Below are 22926 nucleotides of genomic sequence, written 5' to 3'. Positions count from 1 at the left end.
GACATCACTAGCCAATGCCGCCTTTTCACCGAAAATTCCCCTATGATACTTCGACAATATGCGAGAAAGTCCTGACAAAACGCTGAAAGCCTTCTCTTCCATCCTCATTTCGTTTAAAGACAGAAGCATCTTCCAGACATTTTAAAAACTTCTTTCCTGCCTCTTCTCGGATGAAAGATTGAACATTGACTGCATTGACAGTCTCCCTGTATCGGTCCTTTAACCCCCTAGCCCAATCTAGATGATTGTCAGCCACTTCTTCAGACTTCCCAAGAAGGTAATTTTCCACTTCGTTGAGCTCCCGTTTTAAACGCGCCGGTAAAACGGCCAGACCCATGACTTCAATTAAACCGATATTTTCTTTTTTGATATGGTGTACATCAGTATGGGGATGAAAGATTCCAAGCGGATGCTCCTCATTCGTCCGATTGTTCCGAAGAACCAAATCTAATTCAAACACTTCCCCCTTCTTCCTCGCAATCGGGGTAATGGTATTATGCAAAGTCTCACCCGTTCTTGAAATGATTCCGAGGGTTTCATCGGAATAATTTTGCCATTCATTTAAAATCTTGGCCCCTGCTTCCACGAGGGGATGAATTTGCTTACAACGCAAACGAATCACAGACATCGGCCATTTAACCACAGAACAAATAACATCGTGAAATCCTGCCATTTCAAAGTGCCAGTCCGCTTCAGCCTTTGCCATCGCAAATTCGTACCGGCCGCCTTGGTAATGTTCATGGGAAAGGATCGAGCCGCCCACTATCGGCAAATCCGCATTCGAGCCAAGAAAATAATGAGGAAACTGTTCCACAAACGTTAATAAACGTAAAAACGTATCCGGGCTGATTTTCATATCCGTATGCTTTTCAGAAAGCAAAATACAATGCTCTTGATAGTAAACATACGGCGAAAATTGTAAATACCAATTCTCCCCCAGTAAGTTCACCCGAATCATCCGGTGATTTGAACGGGCGGGATGCCCGATCCTTCCAGCATACCCTTCATTCTCGATACAAAGCAGGCATTTAGGATAATCGCCGCTTTTAACCTTCTGTTCAAGTTCAATATTTCTCGGGTCTTTCTCCGGCTTCGATACATTAATCGTAATATCTAACTCTCCATAATCTGTACTGACCTTATATTCAATGTTTTTTCGAATCCGCTCCATTTGGATATAGTTACTATTCTTGCTTAGCTCATAAAAATAATCAGTTGCCAGTTGCGGGCTTTTCAGATAGTGATCATGAAAAAGCTGATTAACCGTGGAGGGTCTGGCCATGACACAGTTCATGATTTTGCCGGCAAAAATTTCTTTTTCATCAAAAAGAGCGTCTATGATTCTATGTGAACACGCGTAGTCAATCAGGTGTTCAAGTAAATCAGGAATGTTAACATCCCTCTCCTCGACTATATCTACTTCTTGAAATTCATCGAGATGAAAAAGAGACAAAAGTTGATTGCGGGCATATATTTCATCCTGCGGATCCAGTAATTGAGCTGCAGCTGATTGATAGATTAATTGTTGAATTAAATGATGAATCAATTTGTTCACCTCTTAGCTTCACAAGCCGTTTTTTCCAAATAAATTTGGGGCGTTCTACCGCCCCACCAAGTCTCAATCATAAAGTTGTCCCTGTTTTAGGTCATACATATCTCCGATTGTAGTCATATAGCAGCCCCAAGAGACCGGCCAATCCAATTAACATCAGGCCAAGTTCCAATTTTCCAGGTGTTTTTTGACCGATTATAATCAGCGCCAGGCAAAGGAAAAATACAACCAGTTTAACCACCACCAACACCTTATCCTTCATTTGGAAAAGCCTCCCACCGGATTTCACTCGGTACTAATGTCACCGTTTTGCTCTTACCCTCGCCATCATAGACAACCGTTGTTTGCTCCTCCATCGAATTATTAACGATGGCCATTTTTCTAATCGATGGGTAGGCGTGGACTTCACAATAGATGTTGTCTGCATGCCATTTTTTGAAATCCGCCTCTTTATTTGCCGCATAGTATAATGCCCGCATTAATAATCGGGAATTCTCCTCACTGTAAGGAAGCCCCGCAATATAAACGGTTCGGCCTGCGCCAAACGGATGTGCTGAAAGATGGATTTCCCCATTGGAATACTCAATTATTTCCGTGTGCTCGGTCAACGCATAAATATTTTTCATACTTTCACCAAAATCAAAAGTGGTGGTGTCAGCAGAAATAAAATGCTCCTTGACTGGCTGTACAAAATATTTGTCTATTGATAAACTGAAGCCCAGTTCCTTGTCTACACCTAAAGCCGTTGCCAATTGGAAATAGTGGCCTTCATGCTGACAAGCAGTTGGTTCGCCAATCCCAATGAAACCGCCGCCGTTATAAATCCAGGAGCGAATGGCTGAAACGAGCTTTTCATTTTTCCAGTATTCCCCGCCGGAAAAAGCCGTCCCTTCATCACCAGCATTAATGATGACATCGACATCTTCAGGCACCCCGTCGGAAATCACATCATCGAAGCTAATAAACGATACATCCACAGCTGCTCCGCTTAAGGATTCGAGGACACCTAAATACGAATAAATTTGTTTATACCATAAGGCATGCGCCACCATGTGGGTTTGCCAGGTTCTCAGTTTGCCCCACGAATTCAGGATGGCAACCTTCAAACCACTGTAAGGTTTCACCCCTTTAATCGTGTCATAAATTTCCCGGAATTCATCGGTTACCTTTTCAATATAAGCCACAAATTCCGGGAATTTATAAGCTAAACTCAAGTAACCGCCATAGCCGATGCGGTCCACTGGATTTCGCAAAATCGCCCGACGTGCCGTCAACCAGTTTTCATTGGCTTCAAGCACCGGGTTGTTCCCATCATAAAAGGTATCCGGGAAAAAATATGGCAGGAAGCGTCCTTCGGTATATCGGACATGCGGAATGTCCGCTATCATCCGAAGCGTCGCGCCGCCGCCCACACTCCCGACAACCGCATCTAAGCCAATCTTTTCAAAATATTTTCCATACGGCTCAGTGCCAATCCAGTTGTCGCCAAGGAACATCATGGCTTCCTTTCCGCTCTCATGGACAAGATCAACCAGTTTTTTCGCTTCCTCGGCGACAAATTTTTGGATAAAATCCATATAATCCAAAAAGGCTGGAGTTGGAACGCGAAATGAGGTATTGTAGTACCCTTGGTCCACAATGTCTTCCGGGCGTAACCGGTAGCCTTTTTCTTTTTCAAAGGCATCCAATGCAGCGACAGACACACTTGCCCCATACCCAAACCAATCCACAAATTTCTCTTTGCCGAGATTATTGAACACAAGCGTAAAATGATAGAAAAACGTGGTGAATCGGACGACATCCGTATCTGGATTATCCCTCAGCCATTGTGTTAAAAAGCTTCTCATATATTCATTGGACTGCGGCCCCCTGACATCAAACGGGATGTCGTGCGGCTTGTCGCCCCAATTGTTGGTGATATGATTGTACATATGGGTTGGATCCCAAATCGCAAAAACTAAGAAGGATACCGTATACTCATGCCAAGGAATCGCCTTCTTCACCCTGACACAATTGTTTTCTTCATCTACTTCCCAATTATCTGGTTCCACAATTTCTCCGGTTGTCCGATCGATGACCTCCCAGTATTTCTTTGGATCATGGATGTAATCCGGCTGTACTTGTTCGGTAAAATAGCCTTTCATAAAATCAATTTCCACTGTTTCTGATACTGCAGTGTTAAACATGCTCATCAAATATAGCTGCTGGCATTCTTCTATGCGGTTCTCGGCAAAGTCATTATGTCCCCTGGCCACAAAATAAGTCGTATAAATTTTGGCATCTAACTGCTTAATATCGTCATCCAATTTCGTTCCGTCACTATCGCGAATGGCATCCGCTCCCCAGCGTTCCATCAATTCTTTTGTTTCGTTTAGAAAATTTCCCTCACTTGGCAGGGTAACGCGCCCTCTAGTCTTATTCATTGTAAATCCTCCTCACCCTAGTCCTTTAATCCTCCAAGGGTCATCCCTTGTGTTAATTTCTTTTGCACAATGATATATAAAATTAAGGTTGGCAGCATGACGAGCACCATTCCCGCATACATTTGACCATAATTTGCAGCCGATTTCTGTGCGGCCATCAAGTTCATCAGACCGACAGGCAGTGTCTTGTTTGGACCCGGAATCAAGGTCAAGGCAATAATGTATTCATTCCAAAAGGCCAGAAAATTAAATAAGATTACTGCAACAATACTTGGCCGGGCCATTGGAATCATGATTCGAATCATCGTTTTAAAATAACCGGCACCATCTACCAGCGCCGCTTCCTCATATGTAGACGGCAAGGTTTGAAAATAACTGGATAATAGATACACGGTAAACGGCAAGGCAGTAGCCGCATAGACCACGGCTAAAACAAAAAGATTGTCGAGCAGGAATCCGCCGCCGAACTGGTCCTGCAAAAAGGTATCTCCACCCAACAGCATCAAGAAAATGGGAACAACAATATAGTTCACATTGATAAATAGGCCCGCTTTAAATAAAGAATTCATCAACTTGCTGCCTCTAAACGTGTATCTTGCCAGCACATACGCAGCCGGCAGGGCCACTACTAACAAGATCAACAGTGCCAAGGCGGTAACCATCATGGAGTTCAGCATATATGTGCCCATGTTCGCTTTTTGGAAAGCATCGATAAAATTTTGAAAATAAAACCCTTCCGGCACTGCCCAAGGGCTTCCGTAAAATTCTTTGTTTTGTTTTACCGAAGCTAGGAACACCCAGGCAACCGGAACTATAATAGAAACTGATAATGTAATCAGTGCTACATAAATAAATAAGCGATAGACTTTTTCAGCATTCATTCCTGTTTGTTTTTTCATGATTTATGGACCCCCTAATACTCAAGCACGTCCCGATTAGTGATACGGCTGATGATAGCCGATAGTGCGAATGAGAATAAGAAGATGACCACACCAATCGCCATACCGTAGCCATAGGAAGAGTTGGTATAAGCTTGTTTATACATATAGCTTAAAAATACTTCCGTCGCCCCATCAGGCCCGCCGCCGGTCATCGCCTGTACGAGAAGAAAGCTTAAATTAATCGTACTGATAATAAAGAAGGTTAAGGTAGTTCGAATGTTATTCCATATAAGCGGCAGGGTAATGCTGAAGAATTGCCTGATTCGTCCGGCCCCTTCTAATGCCGACGCTTCATAAAAGCTCTCTGGGATATTCGCAATACTGGCCATATACATTACCATGTAATAACCAATTGCCTGCCAAATGAGCGCACCGCCGATACTGTAGATGGCAATCTTTTGGTCGCCGAGCCACATTTTTTGCAGATGATCGAGATTGAACAAGGCAAACAGGTTATTTAGCAAGCCTGTTGCGGGGTCATAAACAGCCGAGAAAATCCCCGCGATGACCACGATTGATAGAATGTTAGGGATATAGAAAATAATTCGGAAGAAGCCGTTTCCCTTCATCTTTTCTCTTGTTAATAGCGTTGCAAACAAGATCGCCAGAACCATCGTGATGAGTGTGACAAAAACAATCAAGACGATACTATTTTGAAGAGAGCGAATGAAGTTAATATCTCCCCAAAGAATTTTGAAGTTATCCAGGCCGACAAACACCTTATTGTTGGAAAATCCGCCCCACTTATATAAGGACATCCTGAATACCTCAACCGTAGGCACAATCATAAAGATGGCTAACAAAATGAGTGCCGGCACGGTACAAACAAAGATAAATATCCTTTTTTCCAATGTCTTGCTCATGGCAATCACCTCTATTAATAAAGATAACGGTGAGGAAGGCTGCTCACCGTTATTTAGTGAAACTCTATGAAACTCGTTTACTTTAATGCAGCACGCAATTTGTCACTTGCTTTTTCAACGGCATCCTGCCACTCTTTTACCGTCTTATCGCCGGAAACAATACTGTCAATGGTTCTGAATAGAGCATCTGCCATGCTGACACCCTCTACCGATTCTGTTGCCGCAAATCCGCCCATACCAGCCTTTGCCCCATTATCATAAATGCTGTAGAAAAGTTGATTGTCGCCGCTTAAATTCTTGGAAATTCCTTCAATTGGCTGAATCGCGTCAGCTTCTGCAAAAATAGCAGCGGCTTTATCAGAATACACAAATGTTAAGAAATCCTTTGCTGCATCTTTATTCTTCGCTTGAGCAGGAATCCACATTTGTTCAAAGAACGTGAAAGCATAACGGTCGCCGCTGTCTTCAATAGCCGGAAGTGCCGTCATTCCCCATTCGAAGCCATCCGCTCTCGGTGCATCTTTCATTTCACCGACAACCCATGTACCATTCGGCATGAAAAGGGCTTTGTTATCAAGTATTAATTGTTGGTTTTTCTTATAGTCTTTGTCATTAGCATTGGCAACGGTGGTTGGCTCTGTATATTTTGCCAGCTTACCAACTATGTCAAATGCCTTCGTTGCTTCTTTCGATTCCCAAATGCCGTCTTTATAGGTCATGGCTTTATTGTAAAAATCTGATCCCCCTGCTTCTAATAGCAGAGAATAGAGAAAGGCATCAAAGTAGCCTGTAGTAGGGTAAGTGAACAAAGAGATTCCTTCCGCTTTCGCTTTATCTCCAAGCGCCCACATTTCATCCCAGGTCTTTGGTACTTCCCAGCCTTTTTCTTTCAATAAAGCGGCATTATAGAACAATCCTGTTGGGCTATAAAACATTGGCGCCATATAGGTTTTGCCGTCATTATAAGGATTCGTAGCAAGAGTATCAGTAAAGCCCGGCACCAGCTTATCCTTTACTTTGACATCCTCGCCATAAACGTTCTTATTAAAAACATCAGTAATATCTTCTAACGCCTTATCTTTGATCAACGTTTCAGTAAGTGCTAGTTTTCTTCCAGTTGCAAGCAGGACTACATCTGGATAGTTTCCCGCTTTCATGTTCGGACTGATCACTTCTTCGAGGTTTTTATCTGCTGTTAATTTGACATTCACATTAGGATTAGCTTCTTCGTAAGCATCAATTACCTTTGTCCACATGTCTTTCCCATAAGCAGACTCCAGTGCAGCCACATGAAGTGTTTGTTTCTTTGAATCCTTACCGTCCTCAGTATTGCTAGCGCTATTACTTTGGCAGGCTATTAAACTTAAAGATAACAAAGCTGACATACCAGCCAACAGAACTTTCTTTTTCATCTTGCTCATCCTCCTTTTTTACTATTTATAGGAAAAGTATATAAAAATAAAAAGCGCTTCCACAATAAACATCTTGTTCTCTTTTTTAGATATCTTGCTTTTCATTGTAATAATTCACTAAAAAATTTATACTATTATGTAATAGGCTCCATTGAGAAGGAGTGATTGATTTGTCCAATGAAGTATATGAAATTCCGCAGTCGATGCGAGGCCGTCTCCCGGTGAAACTTCTCTATGTAACAAAAGCAAAATATGACAAGGATTGGCACAGCACCAATCATACTCACCATTTTACCGAGCTTTTGTATATTACCAAGGGGAAAGGGACGTTTGTTTTCTCTAAAGAAGAGATTCCTGTAAAAGAGCATGATGTGATTGTCATTAATCCTAATGTCGAGCACACGGAAAAATCCTGTCCTGAACATCCGCTTGAATACGTCGCTTTGGGAATTTTAGGGCTCGCTTTCTCTTCACCGGATGACCCGGGGGCCCAGGTGACCTTTCTCAATTTCAAACAGGACCAGGAAATCTATCTTTTTTTCCTTCAGCAATTAATGGAGGAAGTGGAAAAACAGAAGGAAGATTATGAGTTAATCATTCAGAACATCGTGGAAATGATATTGCTCCGAATGATGAGAAAAAAAGTATTCCACTTGGAGAAAACTTCTTCGAAGAAAATCAGTAAAGATGTCGCGTTCATTAAGAACTACATAAAACTGTACTTTCGCGAGGACATTAATCTCGATACACTGGCAGAAGTCGGCCATATGAATAAATACTACCTTGCCCATTCCTTCAAGAAATCAGTCGGCGTTTCTCCCATTGAATATCTGATTCAAACCCGCATCAGAGAAAGCAAAATCCTGCTGGAAACGACCAACTACCCAATTTCCGACATTGCAACAATTACCGGCTTTTCATCCCAGTCCTTCTTTGCCCAATCCTTTAAGCGGGTAACCAACCAATCACCCACACAATACCGTAATGCCAAAAACGCAATGAAAAACAAAGGAAAAAAATCAAAAAGTAAAAAGTGAAACATGGGGACGGTTCTATTGCTTCAAGCAAAAGAACCGTCCCCATGCGCTTTAGAATACATTATTATGAAATTTTTTCAAACCAAGGTCTCGCTGTTTCTTTCAAGACCGCGTTTAGTTCTTGAATGTTTTTTCGGCCTGCATCTTGGAGCCAGGAACGGCCGGATTCTTCGCCTTGTTCGGCAAATGGGGCAACACCGTTCTTCCAGGTAGCCCGGCCGCATAAGACACCGTTAAAGGTAGACCCGGATGCCTTGGCAAATTTCAATGTTTCCTGGAACAATTGGGCACTTACACCGGCGCTTAAGAAGATAAACGGAAGGTCCGTTGCTTCGCTTTGCTCCTTGAAATAGCCGGCTGCCTCTTCCTTCGAATAAGCGACTTCCTCGTCCGTATACCCTTCCACAAAGTTCATATCAACAGGCACTTCTACCTTTAAGACGTCCACCTGGTACTGCGGCTTTGAGAATTCTCTCATCGCCTCAATGACTTTATGCGGCTTCACTTTCGCATACTCCAAGCTTTTCACATCATCGTTTTTAGCATCGTAGGTAACAATCTCAAGGAAGAACGGAATATCCTCTGCGACACACTCAGAGCCTACACGCTCCATATAAACATGCTTGTATTCATTAATTTTTGGATCTTCATCCACATCATAATACAGCAGGAATTTTACTGCATCCGCGCCCGCTTCCTTCAGGCGCCGTACCGACCAGTCCGCCAATAAATCAGGCAAGCGGCCCACAGCGGTCGCATCGTAGCCTGTTTTTTCATAGGCCACTAATAAGCCCGCTTCCGGATGACGGACTTTAGCGGCAGGGAGGCCATATTCCGGGTCTAATAGAATCGAAGTTGCATAGGGTGTCAGTTCTTCAGAAACTAATTGTTTAAAGCGGACAATACCCTCATCGCCAACTGGACTTTTGCTGCCGGAGGCAATCATTTTCTTCAAGGAACCGCGCTGGTCAATTGCCAATGCACCAATGATCCCATTTTCATCTGACAAACGTTTTAGGGCATCTTGTTTATTTTTTGTTAGCTTAAACATGGTCAATCACCTCTAGTAATCTATTTTTTCCACTTGAACCAATTCGAAAAATTGGCTGAAATTAGCTGTATTAATATGGCCTGTGGCTGCTTCCATTGTATTTAACATTCCTGTGGTCATCGCCGTTTTCAGCACAACCAGGGCGGGCTGCTTGTGTTTCAGAGCGACAGCAAGCCCAGCTACCGTTGCATCACCGGAACCGACTGGATTCACCACATCAATCGGAGGGATGGTAACCCGGTAAAAATCTGAACCGTGCTTAACAAAGGCCCCAGCCCCTCCCATAGATACAACAATCCACTCGATCCCCTGAAACATGTCGTCTTCTAACGCCTGCGACAGGCTGCTAATGCTTTGTTCCACTTCCCTGCCGAGTAGCTGCGTTAGCTCCGTGATATTGGGCTTAATGGCAAATGGCTTTACATTATGTAATAGAACTTGCCGCAGCGACTCCCCTGATGTATCCACAATGACTGGAATCCCCTTGTCCCGGCCCATCTCTACCATCTGCCGGTAAAAGGTAGAAGGCAGACCTTTCGGTAAACTGCCCGAAATGGTCACTAAGGAAACACTAGACAGCAGGGTTTCGTATTTTGCTAGAAAGGCAGACCCATCTTCATTCGTCAAGGTGGGGCCTGCTTCCAAAATTTCCGTCTGCTTGCCGTCATGGAGAATCGCAATGCAGTTTCTTGATTCTTGGTTTATTTTTAAAAAATTGTTTTCAATCTCGTTTTTCGTCAATTCCTGAACGATGTATTCGCCAATCATTCCGCCCAGCACGCCGGTCGCCAGCACGCCCTCGCCCAGCTGCTTGATGACGCGGGTCACATTTAAGCCCTTGCCGCCTGCAGTTTTGCTGGCAGCTTCGACCCGGTTTACATCATCGAGCTTGAAATGTGGGATTGGATAAGAAATATCAACAGATGGGTTCATCGTGACCGTTAAAATCATCGAACTCCCTCTTCCTGCGTAAAGTTTTCGGCCTTGTACCGGCAAACACCGTCAATGTACGTAGCCAGAAGCTCCATTTCTGGCGTCAGCACAATAAAATCGGCTGCAAGACCGCTTGCGATTTTGCCGCATTCCTCGTCCAGTTGAATGCTTTTCGCAGGTGCGGTACTTGCCATATAGATAGCTTCCTCAGGGGTTGCAATCCCCCAGTCGACAACATTTTTGACCGCATCAATTAATCGCAAAATACTTCCAGCCAAACTTCCACTTTCTAGGCGTGCGGCCCCTTCCTTCACTATGACTGGAAATTCACCGAGCTGATAACGGCCATCCGGCATCCCGCCTGCCATCATGCAATCAGTAACCAGAACCGTATCCTTCCTGCCCCGGGCATTCATTAAAATATTGGCGGCTGCAGGATGGACATGGTGACCATCACAAATAATTTCCGCAAACACATCCGGCAGAGCCATCGCCGCACCTGCCATCCCCGGCTCACGATGATGCAAGCCGCTCATGCCGTTAAAGGTATGAACAAAGATCGATGCACCCTTTTCAACCGCCTGCTTTGCCTCTTCATAGGTGGCATCACTATGCGCTAACGCCACCGTTACCTGATCCTTCACGGCATGTTCGATGAATTGGAGTGCCCCATTCCGTTCAGGAGCAAGCGCAATTTTTTTGATGAAACGATTCGATTTGGCTTGCCAGGTTTCAAGCTTTTCAACTGAAGGGTCACAGAAATATTTTGTGTTTTGAGCGCCTTTATGTTTTTCTGTAAAAAATGGACCTTCTAAAAAGATTCCTCTGATTTTCGCTCCTTGAACGCTTGAATAATGTTCGCCAATCATCGTGACCACATCGTTCAATGCCTCCGTGGAAGAGGTCAGTGTGGTTGGCAAAAACGAGGTCACACCGCACGAGAGCAGCCCCTCGGAAATTGCCTTTAACCCCTCTAGGTCCTTGTCCATGACATCGTGGTTTTGGAAGCCATGAATATGCGTATCAACCAAACCCGGAGCAATCCAATAGCCGGAATAATCGATGACTGTCGCAGATGGATTCGGCAGTTCATGATGGTAATAAAAGAATTTCCCCTCTTTGATTTCCAGATAACCAGGGCCTGCCACCCCATCCTCAAGAAAAAACTGATCTGCATAAATAAATAGCTCCATACCTGCACCTCTATGAATAATGGATGCGGATGACATCCTTCTTAATTTTTGTACTCGTGAATAGTTACTCCCTTAACCACCCGATTAACGGTTCCGCTCGGTGATGGCGTATCCGGTGTATTCCCTACTTTTATGGAAGATAGCAGAGCGATAGTCTGCCCAACCATCACAAATGGCAGTGACAGGTAAGCATCCGGTACAATGCCCGCTTCACGGTCAAATAAGAAGCTGTCACCCGAATAATTGCTGTCCCCGTCGACGCTGATCGCACAAATGAGGCTCGCAACCTGGTCCTGCTTCAATTCATTTAACATATCCAAATCGTACCGGCGGGTATAAGGCTGGTTGGACACAAACGTGAATATGACAGCTTGATCATTCACAAATGACTTCGGACCGTGACGGAATCCAAGCGATGAATCAAAAGCGGTAGCAATTTTTCCAGCAGTCAGTTCAAGAATTTTCAACTGTGCTTCCCTCGCCAAGCCTTCAAAGCCGCCTGATCCAAGATAAATAATCCGCTCAAAATCGACTCCAACCATTTTTTCAATTTCCGCTTCTCTGCAGATAACACTTTCACCCATGACGCGGATGGTTTTGACAATCTGTCCTTTTTCTTCATCTGATAAGGAATCAAAAATTAGCAGAGCCGTTAAGGCCATACAGGTGTAGCTTCCCGTCATCGCAAAGCCCTGGTCATTGGATTTTTCCGGCATTAATAATAGAAGATTCTCGTCATCCCCTGCTGCCCGCTGGGCCAGTTGCCCATCCTTTGAGCAGGTAATCGTGATTTGATAGAGATTCGTGACGATTTGCTGTGCAAGCTCAACGGTCGCCACACTTTCCGGACTGTTGCCGCTTCTAGCAAAAGAAACCAGCAAAGTCGGGATATCGGCTTTCAAAAATTGATAAGGGTTGGAGACAATCGCTGTCGTTGGAACACTCTGCACATCCCACTGTTTTTCATCGACTTTTCCTTTTAAATATGGAGTAACGGTGTCGCCAACATAGGCGGAAGTTCCAGCCCCTGTAAAAATAACCCGAACACGCGCATGCTTTTCTGTTATGTTCTGCAAAAACGTTTGGATTTTTTCAATTTTCTCATTATAAAGTGTAAACGTTTCTGCCCATAATTCAGGCTGCTGTTTAATTTCCGCTGTGGTAATTTCCGCACCTAACGGCTTTAATTTTTCCAAACTTAACGTAAACATTCTCGACACTCCCCTAATTTTCTTCAAATACCCTGAGGCCCGCACCGACGATGCCGTTATCCTGCTTGATGGTACTGACGGACATCCGGTTTAACACATGCTGTTGTTCAGAAATTTGATAGGATTTTAGTTTTTCTTTTATGATTTCAAGTAAAAAAGGATTATTGGCGATCACGCTGCCGCCAAACACGATTTGATGCGGATCTAATAGACAGGAAATCGAATAGAGACCCTGGGCCCAATAATCCGTTACTTCATCGATGATTGGCTGATACTCAGGCACTCCAGCTTGATAGCGCTCAAAAACATCTTTAGTTGATAGGGTCTCCTCCAGCACTGTTTCAGCTAGTTTTGCAATTGCCGGCCCAGCAGCCGCTTTTTCCAATCGCCCCCATTTCGGACCGCGTGCCTTTGATAGAATCGGAATTAATCCAAACTCTCCGGCAAAACCCGCCCCCCGGAAAAAGGAACCTTGATGAAGGATCGCACAGGAGATGCCCGTGCTAATCGTTACATAAACAAACGTTTCATTTTTGTTGCCGCCGGCAGCCTTCCACTCGGCAAAGGCGGCCGTATAGACATCATTGTCAATTTCAATTCGCTCGAGTCCAAATTGGTCCCTAAGGCGGTCAGAGACAGGAAACTGGGCCCATGGCAGATTATTTTGAAAAACAGCAATACCGTTTTCCCTGTCTACCTTGCCCGGTACGCCGACACCAATACCTTCTATGTCAGTAATCGAAAAAGAAGAATCGTTCAGAACCTGTTCTACCACTTCAACGACTCTAGTAAACATGTGCTCTCTATCTGAAGGATCACTTTTCACTTCGGCTCGTTTTAGCAATTTACCCGTTTCCGAGATGATTCCCGCGGCAATCTTGGTCCCGCCGATATCAAGGCCAATGGCTTTTTTCATAATGAGCACCTCGACTGTAAAAATATATTTATATATGTATGGATGGGTTGTTGGTACAAGTTTATTTAAAGAAAAACTCATAGACTAGAATGCTATGAGTTCATTATTTTCATAATTTTATTATAACACGCTTGCTTGTAGGGTCAACCCAACAGTTTCAAAAAAACTACGAACAAATTCTTATTTTCCACCGGTAACGGCAATTCCTTCAATGAACTGCCTTTGCAGGAAGATAAATAGGATGAGCATTGGCAGAATCGCCAAGAAAGAGCCAGCCATGAGAATCGGGTAATTGGTCAAATATTGGCCTTGCAGGGAGGATAAGCCCACTGATAGAGTCATAGATTCCGGCGAGCTGTTGACAATCATTGGCCACATCAATTCGTTCCAGCTCCAAAGCGTCGTGAAAATCCCCAGTGCAATTAACCCCGGTTTCGCGAGTGGCAGCATGATTTTCCAATAGATTTGGAAATGGTTGCAGCCATCAAGCCTTGCAGCCTCCTCCAATTCCTTTGGCAGCCCCATAAAGAATTGGCGCAATAGGAAGGTTCCGAAAGCGCTAAACAATCCCGGCACAACAACAGCCGACAGGGTATTGAGCCAGCCCAACTTTACCATAATCATATATTGCGGCAGCAAAAACACTTGACCAGGTACCATTAACACGGTCAGCGCTAACAAAAACAGGACATTTCTGCCGGGAAATTCAATCCGGGCAAACGCATAGGCTGCAAGCGAACACAAAAACAGCTGGCCGACAGTCCGAAGCAGTGTGATGATGACCGTATTATACATAAATTTAAAAAAAGGCAGGAGCCCAAACACCTCTTTGTAGTTCCCCCATTGGAACTCCTCAGGAATGAAAACGGGAGGCACATGAATGGACTCTTGGTACGTTTTTAGCGAGGTGAGAATCATCCATAAGAAGGGCAATACCATTGCCACCGCTCCCACAATCAGGATGAAATGGATTAGGAATGTTTTACTTGTAACAAGCTGTTTTGTTCTTTGCAATGGTACCACTTCCTTTAATCATAATGAACCCACTTTTTCTGTAACACCATTTGAATCGCGGTAATAATTAGGATGACAATCAATAATAGAACAGCGATAGCGGCCGCATACCCTTTATCATTTAATACAAAGGCATGCTGGTAGAACAAATATACAATCGACTGCGTACTTTCTAATGCCGTACTGCCTTTTCCAATCATCATGAAAATCAAGTCAAACACCTGGAACGCCCCGATGAGAGACATGATGGTCACAAAGAAAATAACCGGTGAGAGAAGTGGCAGTGTAATTTTAAAGAACACCGTGACCGGGCCGGCACCATCGATTTCGGCTGCTTCATAGTACATTTTCGGAATTCCCTGCAATCCGGAAAGGAAGATGACCATGTTATAACCAATCCCGCTCCAAATCGCGACGGCAATGACCGAATATAAGGCAATATGCGGGTCGGTGACCCATTGCGGCCCTTTGATTCCGATTAATGATAACAGATAGTTGAGCAGCCCGTAATCCGCGTTATACAGCCATTTCCAAACCATAGCGATGGCGGCCGGCATGGTAATCACAGGTAAAAAATACAACGTCCGATAAACCGATTTCCCCTTAATATTTTGGTTTAACAGAACGGCTATAATAATAGATAGGAAGATTCCAATCGGTACAGTAAAGATTATATAAATGCCCGTGTTTTTAAAGGATTGCAAGAGCGTGGCATCCTCAAGCATCCGCTTGTAATTGTCGAGCCCTGTCCACTCATACTGGCCAAAAGAGCCCCATTCGGTAAAACTAAAATAAAAATTCTGGATGATCGGCCACAGGTAAAAAATAGCCAACCCCAGCATCGTTGGGGCAATCATCAGATAGGCCCAAAAATAATCGGAACGCTTTCTAGTCTTTGCAAGGCTCGCAGCCTTTAATCTTTTTGCTGGTTTGACTTCGGTCTGAAGAGGAATTTCTTTCACTACTATTCCCTCCCTTTAAGGAAATGGAAGAGAAGAAATAGATTCTCCTCTTCTTTTTTTACTACTTGGATAACGCCTCGTTCGCTTTCTTGGTCAACTCTTTTGCGGCATCTTCAATGCTTTCTTCTTGGCTCCATGCCTTTTTCAGGATATCGACCTCGTATTGCCAAATCTCCCCTGTGCTTTTTGCATTTGGCAGCGGCACAGAGTATTCGCTGGCATCAATAAAGGCTTGCAGATTAAGGCTTGGAACAGATTTCACCCAAGTATCCTGCGCGCCGTTAAACGCTGGAATGACGGTTCCTGTTTTCGCATAGATCTCTGCAGCTTCCTTAGAACCCAGGAATTGGACAAACTTCCATGCCGCATCTTTATGCTTTGTATTGGCCGCAATCACATTGGACAATCCATGAATCGCTGTTGCGCGGGTTTCGCCTTTTGGGAGAACGGTTACATTTAAATCAGGGTTCTTCTTATATTCCGGTACCATCCAAGGGCCATCAAGCATCATCGCTACTTTTCCGGAAGAGAAAAGCTCAGAAGCTGCCGTTTCTGTCATTTGTGCTTGTGTTGGTGATAAACCTTCTTTTATGAAACTTGTATAGAATTTAAGGGCTTCGACTGTTTTTGGATCATCAAATCCAGCTTTTTTGCCATCCTTAGAAATAACATAGCCGCCATTTTGCCAAATGAAATTATAATAGCCTTCTTGGTTAGCGATGGTTGAAGCAAAGCCCCAAACCCCTTTATCTTTGTTTGTCAGCTGTTTTGCCGTTTCCTTTAATTTAGTCCAGTCCCAGGTTTCATCCGGATACGCTACACCGGCATCGTCAAAAATCTTTTTATTGTACCAAAAACCGATTGTATCGTAGTCTTTTGGAATTCCGTAAACTTTTCCGTCAACTGTATAAAGGTCGATTAATGATTTTGGATAATTATCCAAGCTATAGTTATCTTTTTTTGCCATATCGCTTAATGGAAGGATTACTTTTCCCTCTGCATATTGAGTAACGTGAGCCCCATTCATCCACAAAACATCAGGCAATGCACCGCCCGTTGCTGCTGTTTCAAGCTTTTGGAAGTACTGTCCGTAAGGAGTAATCTCCGTTTTCACCTTGATGTTTGGATGTTTTTCATTAAATAATTTGATAATATCCTCGATGGCTGGAAGTTGTTTTTTATCCCAAATGCCGTAGGTTATTTCGACTTTCCCATCTTTCGCATCACTAGAAGCTTTGTCACTATCACTGCAGCCTGCAAGCCCCAATAATCCTAGAACCACAGTTAGAAGCATGATTAGCCATTTTCTCATCCTTTTGCCCTTCTTTCAGAAATAGTTTAGTAGTTTTTCAATTCATTACTGTTTTTACACATAAGGGTTTTTCTAGATGATAAAAAATCTTCATGTTGATCCATTGAGGTTTCTCTTAACATATTCAGATAACGCTTACCACCTCCGTGCCCAAACGTTTTCCTAATGGAGTTAATTATTCCATTCCTTCTTCTTGCTCTTAATTTATTATTGCATCACCACAAAAACGCGGTGTGACAATCCCATTTTTTCAACTTTAAGCTTTAATGGTTTCTTGTAAACTTTGATAATAGTCATCGATATTAATAGATTGGCCTTCATGCATGCGGGATTCTTCAGCGGCAAATGCCATCAGGTGGCTTCTAACAGAAGCAGAAGCAGAAGAAACCCCGCCTTCGTTTTTGCCAATCTGGATCTCCCGTAGGAATGTTCTCATGATTCCTTGATCACCGCCGCCATGCCCGCCTATTGGCCGATCAAAATGGATGACCGTTTCTTGCTTGGTCAAGAAATCAAAGATAGAAATCTTATTTTCCTCCATATTTCCACGGATTTCTCCTTTGGTACCCATGATCTGGACAATTCGTGTCTGCTCTCTTGTAAAGCCGCACATGCTGAAGGTGGCCGTGGCACCATCCGCAAATTCCATATTGACAACCTGATGGTCAACAACATTATTATCGGAGCGGTACACGCATTTTCCGTAAGGGGTTTCATTTAATGCTTTGATAATCCCTTCGTTTGTATGGTCCTCGGTGAATTTCTTGGCCCAGCCCTTGCCTTCGCCAAGATAATATCTTCCCGCATGGAATGGGCACTCAAGCTCGGCAGGGCAGCCATCCAAACATCGGATTGGCGCACCAGCAGGGGCATTTTCCTCTTTAAAATGGAGCAACGAGCCATATGAGCTCACGCGTTTACACTCTTTACCCATCACAAACGAGATAATATCCATGTCATGGCATGATTTCTGAAGGATCATTGGACTCGATTTTTCTTTATTATTCCAATTCCCTCTGACAAAGCTGTGGGACATATGCATGACTTCCACATTTTCATTCAGCTGCAAAGAGACCACCTCACCAATATCCCCTCTTGCGATCACCTCTTTAATCTTGGACCAAAAATCGGTATATCTCAGGACGTGGCAGATGGTCAGCTGCCGGTTATATTTTTTCGCCTGCTGTTCCATCAAAATACATTCCAATGGATCCGGTGACATTGGTTTTTCCAACAGAACATGATAGCCAAGCTCTAACGCTCTCATGGTTACCTTGAAGTGGTCTCTGTCGAGTGTACAGATAATGGCAATTTCCGCAATCGGCTCCTCTTGCTGCAGCGCCTCTTCCCACGATTCATAACTGTTCTCTGCCGGAATCTGATGGGCTTCTTGTACTTTTGTTCTTCTTTCAGGCCACGGCTCCGCGACACCGACAATCTTCAATTCATTCGGATAAGCCGCAGCATACGGCGCATAAGCCCTTGCCCCTCTGTCACCCGCTCCAATCAGGAGTGCTGTCATTGTTTTCATAATCCTTCTCCTCTCATTTCGGTTTCTGCGGAAAATTTTCCGCAAGTTATCCAAACGTTTTCCAAGAGCTTTTAAAAAAAGGAACCGGTTAGGTCCGTTTTATAGCAGATGACTCACGAATGACCAATTCAAATGGCAAAATCAGCTTAATGGGAAGCGTTACTTTTTCTTCTACGATCTCCATGATCGTCTTCGCTGCCATTTTTCCCATTTCATATTTAGGGATATCAACAGTTGAAAGCGGCGGTGAAGAATATTTCCCCATTTCGATATTATCGACACCAAAGAAGGCGATGTCTTCCGGAATTCTTAACTCATTTTCAATTGCAGCTCTCATCGCAGCTATGGCCATCATGTCACTGGCGCATACCATCGCTGTCGGTAAATGACCGGGATTGTTTTGAATCAGCTGATTCATTTCATCGTAGCTGTTTTCCATTTTCCACTTCGTGTTGAGGACCCATTCCAGCCTCATGGCAAGTCCCGCTTCGTCCATGGCAGCTTGAAAACCTTTAAACCGGGATTCATCATGCAAATCCTTATAGGTTTCATTTGCCCCGCCGCCAATAAACCCTATTTCTCGATGTCCTTGGCAGATCAAATGCTTAACGACCGTTTTAATGGCTTCCTTACGGTCATAATCGACAATGGCGATATTCTTATTCGTATAGAAAAAGTCCAGTCCTACCACAGGAATTGTTTTTTGTATGTAGTCAATCAGGCTGTCATCAATCCTGTCAATCAGCAGCAACCCTTCAATCCCCAAGTCATGGATTGTCTTATGGAGCAGCGATTCATTTTCCAGCTCATCCTTGGTAATACTTATTAGGGTGTAATCTTGATTCGTTAATGTATCACGAATCCCGGTATAGATATCGGAAAAGTACGGGTTGATTTCCGCTTGCTTTGGGTTTGCTACCCAGCCGATTTTCATCGTTCGTGTATTGCTTTTTTGTTGTTTATTGTGAACAAGATTACGGGCATGCTGGTTCGGTGTATAACCTAACTCCTTAACCGCCTGCCAAATTTTATTCTTCGTTTCTTGATTCACATTTCGTGTTTGGTCGTTTTGAATGACCCGCGAAACCGTAGAGATGGAAACGCCTACATGTTCCGCAATATCTTTTAATCTTACCACTAGTAAAACACCTCGAGGTCAAAGCTTACAACGGCAATTGCTTAAATTTTTTGAATTAATACGAATATAGCACCATTCATAATTTTAAGTCAATAACCATTATATTAAAATCTTTCTTGTAAATATTATCCTGCCATATAAGTTCACGAGAATCATACATTTTTTTTAAAAGCCTCACCTTATGAAGTGAGACTTTTTTTGAATAAGATGAACCTACGTAAGCTCTGTATAAAACCGGCAGCGATCGCCGCGAACGATTGAACGGCAAAACTCCACCGGCCTCCCGCTCGTGTCAAAAGCGGTTCGTTCTAACAATAGAGCTGGTTTTCCCGCTTCTGTCTTTAGGTATTGGCTTTCATCTGAACGGATTAATACAGGTTCAAACGCCTCTCTTGCCCTGCTGACAACGACGTTAAATTCTTCCTCAAGCAGATCATACAGGGAGGTCTCCCCCACCCTTTTCAATGGCTCGATATTTGGTACAACTCTTTTAGGAATAAAGGAGGATTCTAGAATATATGGGTCATCATCGACACAGCGAAGGCGCTTCATTTCAATGACCTGTTCATCGCCGGTTACTTGCAGTTCTTCCATAATCTCCGGGGTCGGCTTGACTTCTCGTATGTCAATGATGACGTCATTTGGAACCATCCCTTTTTCCTTAAATCCCTTGCTGAAGCTATATAATCCCATTAAGGACTGTTGCATCAACTTCGGCTTCGCCACAAACGTGCCTTTTCCCTGAATTCGATAAAGCAGCCCGTCCTGAACGAGTTCCTCAATGGCCTTTTTTGCGGTATTTCTACTAACGTTATAATCATTCATTAATTGATGCTCGGATGGAATTTGATCCCCCGGCTTCCAGTCACCACTATCAATCGACTGTTTTAATCTTTCCTTTAGCTGATGATAAAGTGGTATCACACTATCACTTTGCAATGGTTTCATCGTAATCTACCTTCCTCACGATATGACAGGTTCAGAGTCATTATACCACCAATTGTACCATCAATCCATCAAGTTTTACACAAAATGATACATAGGGACGGTTCTTGTGCCTCAAAATAGTGATGCATGAGAACCGTCCCCATGCATCACAGTGGGGGCTGGACGCCTACTGGTTCGATTGCTGGTGTGTTTTTTTTGGATCCGAGTGTGTTGACGACGATAACACCGGCAATGGCAACTGCGCCTCCGATGATAGAAATGAAGCTTGGCTGTTCATTGATCCAAATCCAGGCAATGAGGATGGCGAATACCGGTTCAAAATATATCATGCTCATAACCGACCCGGATTTTCCTAAGGAGAGGGCGATAGTCCATGTGACATAGCCAATCGCAGTTGGAAAAATCCCTAAATAAATAGCCGATAAATGGGCATCCAGGGATGCGTGCTGCAGTTCTTGAAAATATCCCGGAAAGTAAATAAAAAAAGGAATCGTTCCAACCCAGGTAAAGTAGGCTGTTAATTCTATCGATGAATAGCGTCTCAAGAGAGGCTTTTGAAAGGCAAACATCACTGATGTCCCCAAGGAAGCGATTAATAGAAGGAACACCCCACTGGAGATATGGAAAGACGAGCCTGCTGTTTCAAGTGCAATGATACCGATTCCCAAAAAGCCCAAACCTAAGCCAATCCAGCCAAACAACCCTAGCCGTTCCCGTAATACGAATAGAGCAATTAGGGCAGTAAAAATAGGCGTTGACGAAATCAGCATCGCCGCGACTCCTGCATTTACGGTTTTCTCACCGAAAGCAACGCCGATATGATAAATACTGATCCCTACAAACCCCAATATCGCAATTTTCAGTATATCCCCTTTTTGTGGCAGACGGAATTTAACACCGGGCCATAGCGCGTAAATCGCAAATAGTGCCGAAGCGATAAGGTATCGAGTGAGGATAAGATGCCCTGGTGAATAGCCTCCATGTAAAATCACACGAATGGCAGGGAAAGATGCTCCCCAAATCATAACGGTAAACAACGCAATGGTTAAAGCTTTTATATTCAAAATCCCCTCACCTCTTTTTTTCTACATAATCTCAAGATTATCACGGTGATAACATTGTTTCAATTTAAAAATATGGAAGAGGGGGATTTTAATTTAGGACTATATTCGTATTTAGTAGCTTGTGACCAATGTGGCCATTTTTTGTGGCCTTCAGCCTCGCCAATCCAGGTTATTTTTCAAAAATCCTTCCCATGCCTTTTGGCTTCCTTTTAAATTTTCTTCTCTTGTGGCTTTAAGCCGGTTCTCGGTTTCGCCGTAGCCTATTTCTTGCCGGTTATTTTCGAAACCTTGGAAAATGGTGTCAGCAAAATCGCCCAGAGGTGCCCCGAAGGTGTGCAGTCCCGCCCCGCCTAAATCTGTATTCACTGCTGGTGGGAAAATTTCAACCACCTCTATGCTCGTTTCCGCTAATTGTTGCCTTAAGGAAACTGTAAAGGAATGAAGAGCTGCTTTTGTCGCACTATAAATCGGCACCCACACACCAGGCATCAGCGCCAGTCCAGAGGAAACATTAATGATGGCCGCATCCTTCTGGTTCTTTAACTGCGGGATTAAAAGCATTGAAAGATGAATTGGTCCTTCGATGTTAATGGCGATTTCATTTTGGTAATAGTCCCAATTCTTATCCGGTTTGAGGAGATTCACTCGCTGCTGAATGCCAGCATTGTTCACCAAGATATTTAATGAAGGGAATTCCTTGGAAACCCATTCTGAAAGCTTGACCCGGTCCTCTAATTTAGATACATCACAAGCATGTATATGTAGTTTAGGATACTTTGCCTTTGCTTCCTCAAGCTTTTCCTGGCGCCGGCCGACTATGATGACCTCGTTCCCTCCTTCCAAAAACCGCTCCGCAAATGCCAGGCCAATACCAGAGGCACCGCCGGTTATTAAAATCGTGTTACCTGATAAATTCATCCTGCTTACCCCCTTTTATTTTTTTATAAAATACCTTTATAGAATAAAACAGGGGCCCCACCCCACTGCTTTGCCGCATTAAACTTTTGCAGAAGCAGGGTTTCGGGCCCCTTGCCTATTTTATGATTCGTATATTGCCTTTTTCTATTCGTTTTCTTAGTGCGTTAATCATAAGAAGTTTAACCGGCTTTCGAGTTGGAGGGAATAGGAGCAGGAAGCCGAATATGTCACTCAAGAACCCCGGTGTTAACAGCAGGATTCCGCCGATTATGATACAAATGCCGTCCAAAACCGCATCGCCCGGGATTTGTCCCATTCGAAACTGCTCCTGTGCCTTCCTGATGGTTTGCAGTCCCTCTCTTTTGGCCAAGTAAGCGCCTAACACACCGGTCAAAATAATGAGCAGGATGGTAGGCCAGACCCCGATTGTTTTTCCCGAAAGAAGCAAAAAGCCAATTTCCGCTGCCGGAACGGCGATGATTAATAACAGTAAATACCGCATATAGT

21 protein-coding genes are annotated in these 22926 nt (G+C 43.8%); 1 reads left to right on the top strand and 20 read right to left on the bottom strand.

Features of this window, described 5'->3' with window-relative positions; genetic code table 11:
* Window positions 1-40: 40 nt before the first annotated feature.
* The 6 genes from galT to KHA99_RS11085 form a co-directional block, all read right to left on the bottom strand.
* Complete coding sequence (gene galT, locus KHA99_RS11110) at window positions 41-1546, bottom strand: UDP-glucose--hexose-1-phosphate uridylyltransferase (RefSeq protein ID WP_213117511.1); 1506 nt, start codon at window positions 1544-1546, stop codon at window positions 41-43.
* A 100-nt stretch (window positions 1547-1646) separates the two neighbouring features.
* Window positions 1647-1814, bottom strand: a complete 168-nt coding sequence (locus KHA99_RS11105) for a DUF6903 family protein (RefSeq protein WP_213117510.1) — start codon at window positions 1812-1814, stop codon at window positions 1647-1649.
* Complete coding sequence (gene gnpA, locus KHA99_RS11100) at window positions 1804-3975, bottom strand: 1,3-beta-galactosyl-N-acetylhexosamine phosphorylase (protein WP_213117509.1); 2172 nt, start codon at window positions 3973-3975, stop codon at window positions 1804-1806. Before gnpA ends, KHA99_RS11105 begins: the two co-directional genes overlap by 11 nt.
* Window positions 3976-3992: 17 nt before the next feature.
* A complete protein-coding gene (locus KHA99_RS11095) occupies window positions 3993-4874 on the bottom strand; it encodes a carbohydrate ABC transporter permease (protein WP_249366594.1) in 882 nt (293 codons plus the stop codon).
* 14 nt (window positions 4875-4888) lie between these two features.
* Window positions 4889-5779, bottom strand: a complete 891-nt coding sequence (locus KHA99_RS11090; protein WP_213117508.1) for a carbohydrate ABC transporter permease — start codon at window positions 5777-5779, stop codon at window positions 4889-4891.
* Window positions 5780-5856: 77 nt separating this feature from the next.
* A complete protein-coding gene (locus KHA99_RS11085) occupies window positions 5857-7191 on the bottom strand; it encodes a carbohydrate ABC transporter substrate-binding protein (protein WP_213117507.1) in 1335 nt (444 codons plus the stop codon).
* Between the two features lie 170 nt (window positions 7192-7361).
* On the opposite strand from KHA99_RS11085, the gene KHA99_RS11080 reads away from it, so the two are divergent.
* Window positions 7362-8228: an AraC family transcriptional regulator gene (locus KHA99_RS11080; protein ID WP_213117506.1), complete on the top strand. Its 867-nt coding sequence runs from the start codon at window positions 7362-7364 to the stop codon at window positions 8226-8228.
* A 64-nt stretch (window positions 8229-8292) separates the two neighbouring features.
* Here the strand turns inward: KHA99_RS11080 and lacD are convergent, their stop codons facing one another.
* The 14 genes from lacD to KHA99_RS11010 form a co-directional block, all read right to left on the bottom strand.
* Window positions 8293-9279 (bottom strand): tagatose-bisphosphate aldolase, encoded by a 987-nt coding sequence (gene lacD, locus KHA99_RS11075; protein WP_213117505.1) that lies wholly within the window; start codon window positions 9277-9279, stop codon window positions 8293-8295.
* Between the two features lie 12 nt (window positions 9280-9291).
* Window positions 9292-10230 carry a tagatose-6-phosphate kinase gene (gene lacC, locus KHA99_RS11070; protein WP_213117504.1) on the bottom strand — a complete coding sequence of 313 codons (939 nt, stop codon included), beginning with the start codon at window positions 10228-10230 and terminating at the stop codon, window positions 9292-9294.
* Window positions 10227-11405 carry an N-acetylglucosamine-6-phosphate deacetylase gene (nagA, locus tag KHA99_RS11065; RefSeq protein ID WP_213117503.1) on the bottom strand — a complete coding sequence of 393 codons (1179 nt, stop codon included), beginning with the start codon at window positions 11403-11405 and terminating at the stop codon, window positions 10227-10229. Before nagA ends, lacC begins: the two co-directional genes overlap by 4 nt.
* 41 nt (window positions 11406-11446) lie before the next feature.
* A complete protein-coding gene (locus KHA99_RS11060) occupies window positions 11447-12616 on the bottom strand; it encodes an SIS domain-containing protein (protein WP_213117502.1) in 1170 nt (389 codons plus the stop codon).
* Between the two features lie 13 nt (window positions 12617-12629).
* Window positions 12630-13532: an ROK family protein gene (locus KHA99_RS11055; RefSeq protein WP_213117501.1), complete on the bottom strand. Its 903-nt coding sequence runs from the start codon at window positions 13530-13532 to the stop codon at window positions 12630-12632.
* 180 nt (window positions 13533-13712) lie between these two features.
* A complete protein-coding gene (locus KHA99_RS11050) occupies window positions 13713-14471 on the bottom strand; it encodes a carbohydrate ABC transporter permease (RefSeq protein WP_249366652.1) in 759 nt (252 codons plus the stop codon).
* Window positions 14472-14560: 89 nt separating this feature from the next.
* Window positions 14561-15499 (bottom strand): carbohydrate ABC transporter permease, encoded by a 939-nt coding sequence (locus KHA99_RS11045; RefSeq protein ID WP_213117984.1) that lies wholly within the window; start codon window positions 15497-15499, stop codon window positions 14561-14563.
* A 70-nt stretch (window positions 15500-15569) separates the two neighbouring features.
* On the bottom strand, window positions 15570-16820 hold the full coding sequence (locus tag KHA99_RS11040) for an ABC transporter substrate-binding protein (RefSeq protein ID WP_213117499.1): 1251 nt from the start codon (window positions 16818-16820) through the stop codon (window positions 15570-15572).
* A gap of 256 nt (window positions 16821-17076) precedes the next feature.
* On the bottom strand, window positions 17077-18351 hold the full coding sequence (locus tag KHA99_RS11035) for a Gfo/Idh/MocA family protein (RefSeq protein WP_213117498.1): 1275 nt from the start codon (window positions 18349-18351) through the stop codon (window positions 17077-17079).
* An 88-nt stretch (window positions 18352-18439) separates the two neighbouring features.
* A complete protein-coding gene (locus KHA99_RS11030; RefSeq protein ID WP_213117497.1) occupies window positions 18440-19489 on the bottom strand; it encodes a LacI family DNA-binding transcriptional regulator in 1050 nt (349 codons plus the stop codon).
* A 213-nt stretch (window positions 19490-19702) separates the two neighbouring features.
* The gene (locus tag KHA99_RS11025) at window positions 19703-20437 is read right to left on the bottom strand and encodes a GntR family transcriptional regulator (RefSeq protein ID WP_213117496.1); all 735 of its coding nucleotides are present in this window, start codon (window positions 20435-20437) and stop codon (window positions 19703-19705) included.
* 146 nt (window positions 20438-20583) lie between these two features.
* Window positions 20584-21501 carry a DMT family transporter gene (locus KHA99_RS11020; protein ID WP_213117495.1) on the bottom strand — a complete coding sequence of 306 codons (918 nt, stop codon included), beginning with the start codon at window positions 21499-21501 and terminating at the stop codon, window positions 20584-20586.
* 150 nt (window positions 21502-21651) lie between these two features.
* Window positions 21652-22419: an SDR family oxidoreductase gene (locus KHA99_RS11015; protein WP_213117494.1), complete on the bottom strand. Its 768-nt coding sequence runs from the start codon at window positions 22417-22419 to the stop codon at window positions 21652-21654.
* Between the two features lie 115 nt (window positions 22420-22534).
* On the bottom strand, window positions 22535-22921 hold the full coding sequence (locus tag KHA99_RS11010) for an FxsA family protein (protein WP_213117493.1): 387 nt from the start codon (window positions 22919-22921) through the stop codon (window positions 22535-22537).
* Between the last annotated feature and the right edge of the window lie 5 nt (window positions 22922-22926).

Origin of the sequence: Neobacillus rhizophilus, assembly GCF_018343535.1 — a bacterium.
In the GTDB taxonomy this organism is placed as follows: Bacteria; Bacillota; Bacilli; order Bacillales; family Cytobacillaceae; genus Neobacillus; species Neobacillus rhizophilus.
This window is presented reverse-complemented; position numbering and strand designations above follow the sequence as displayed.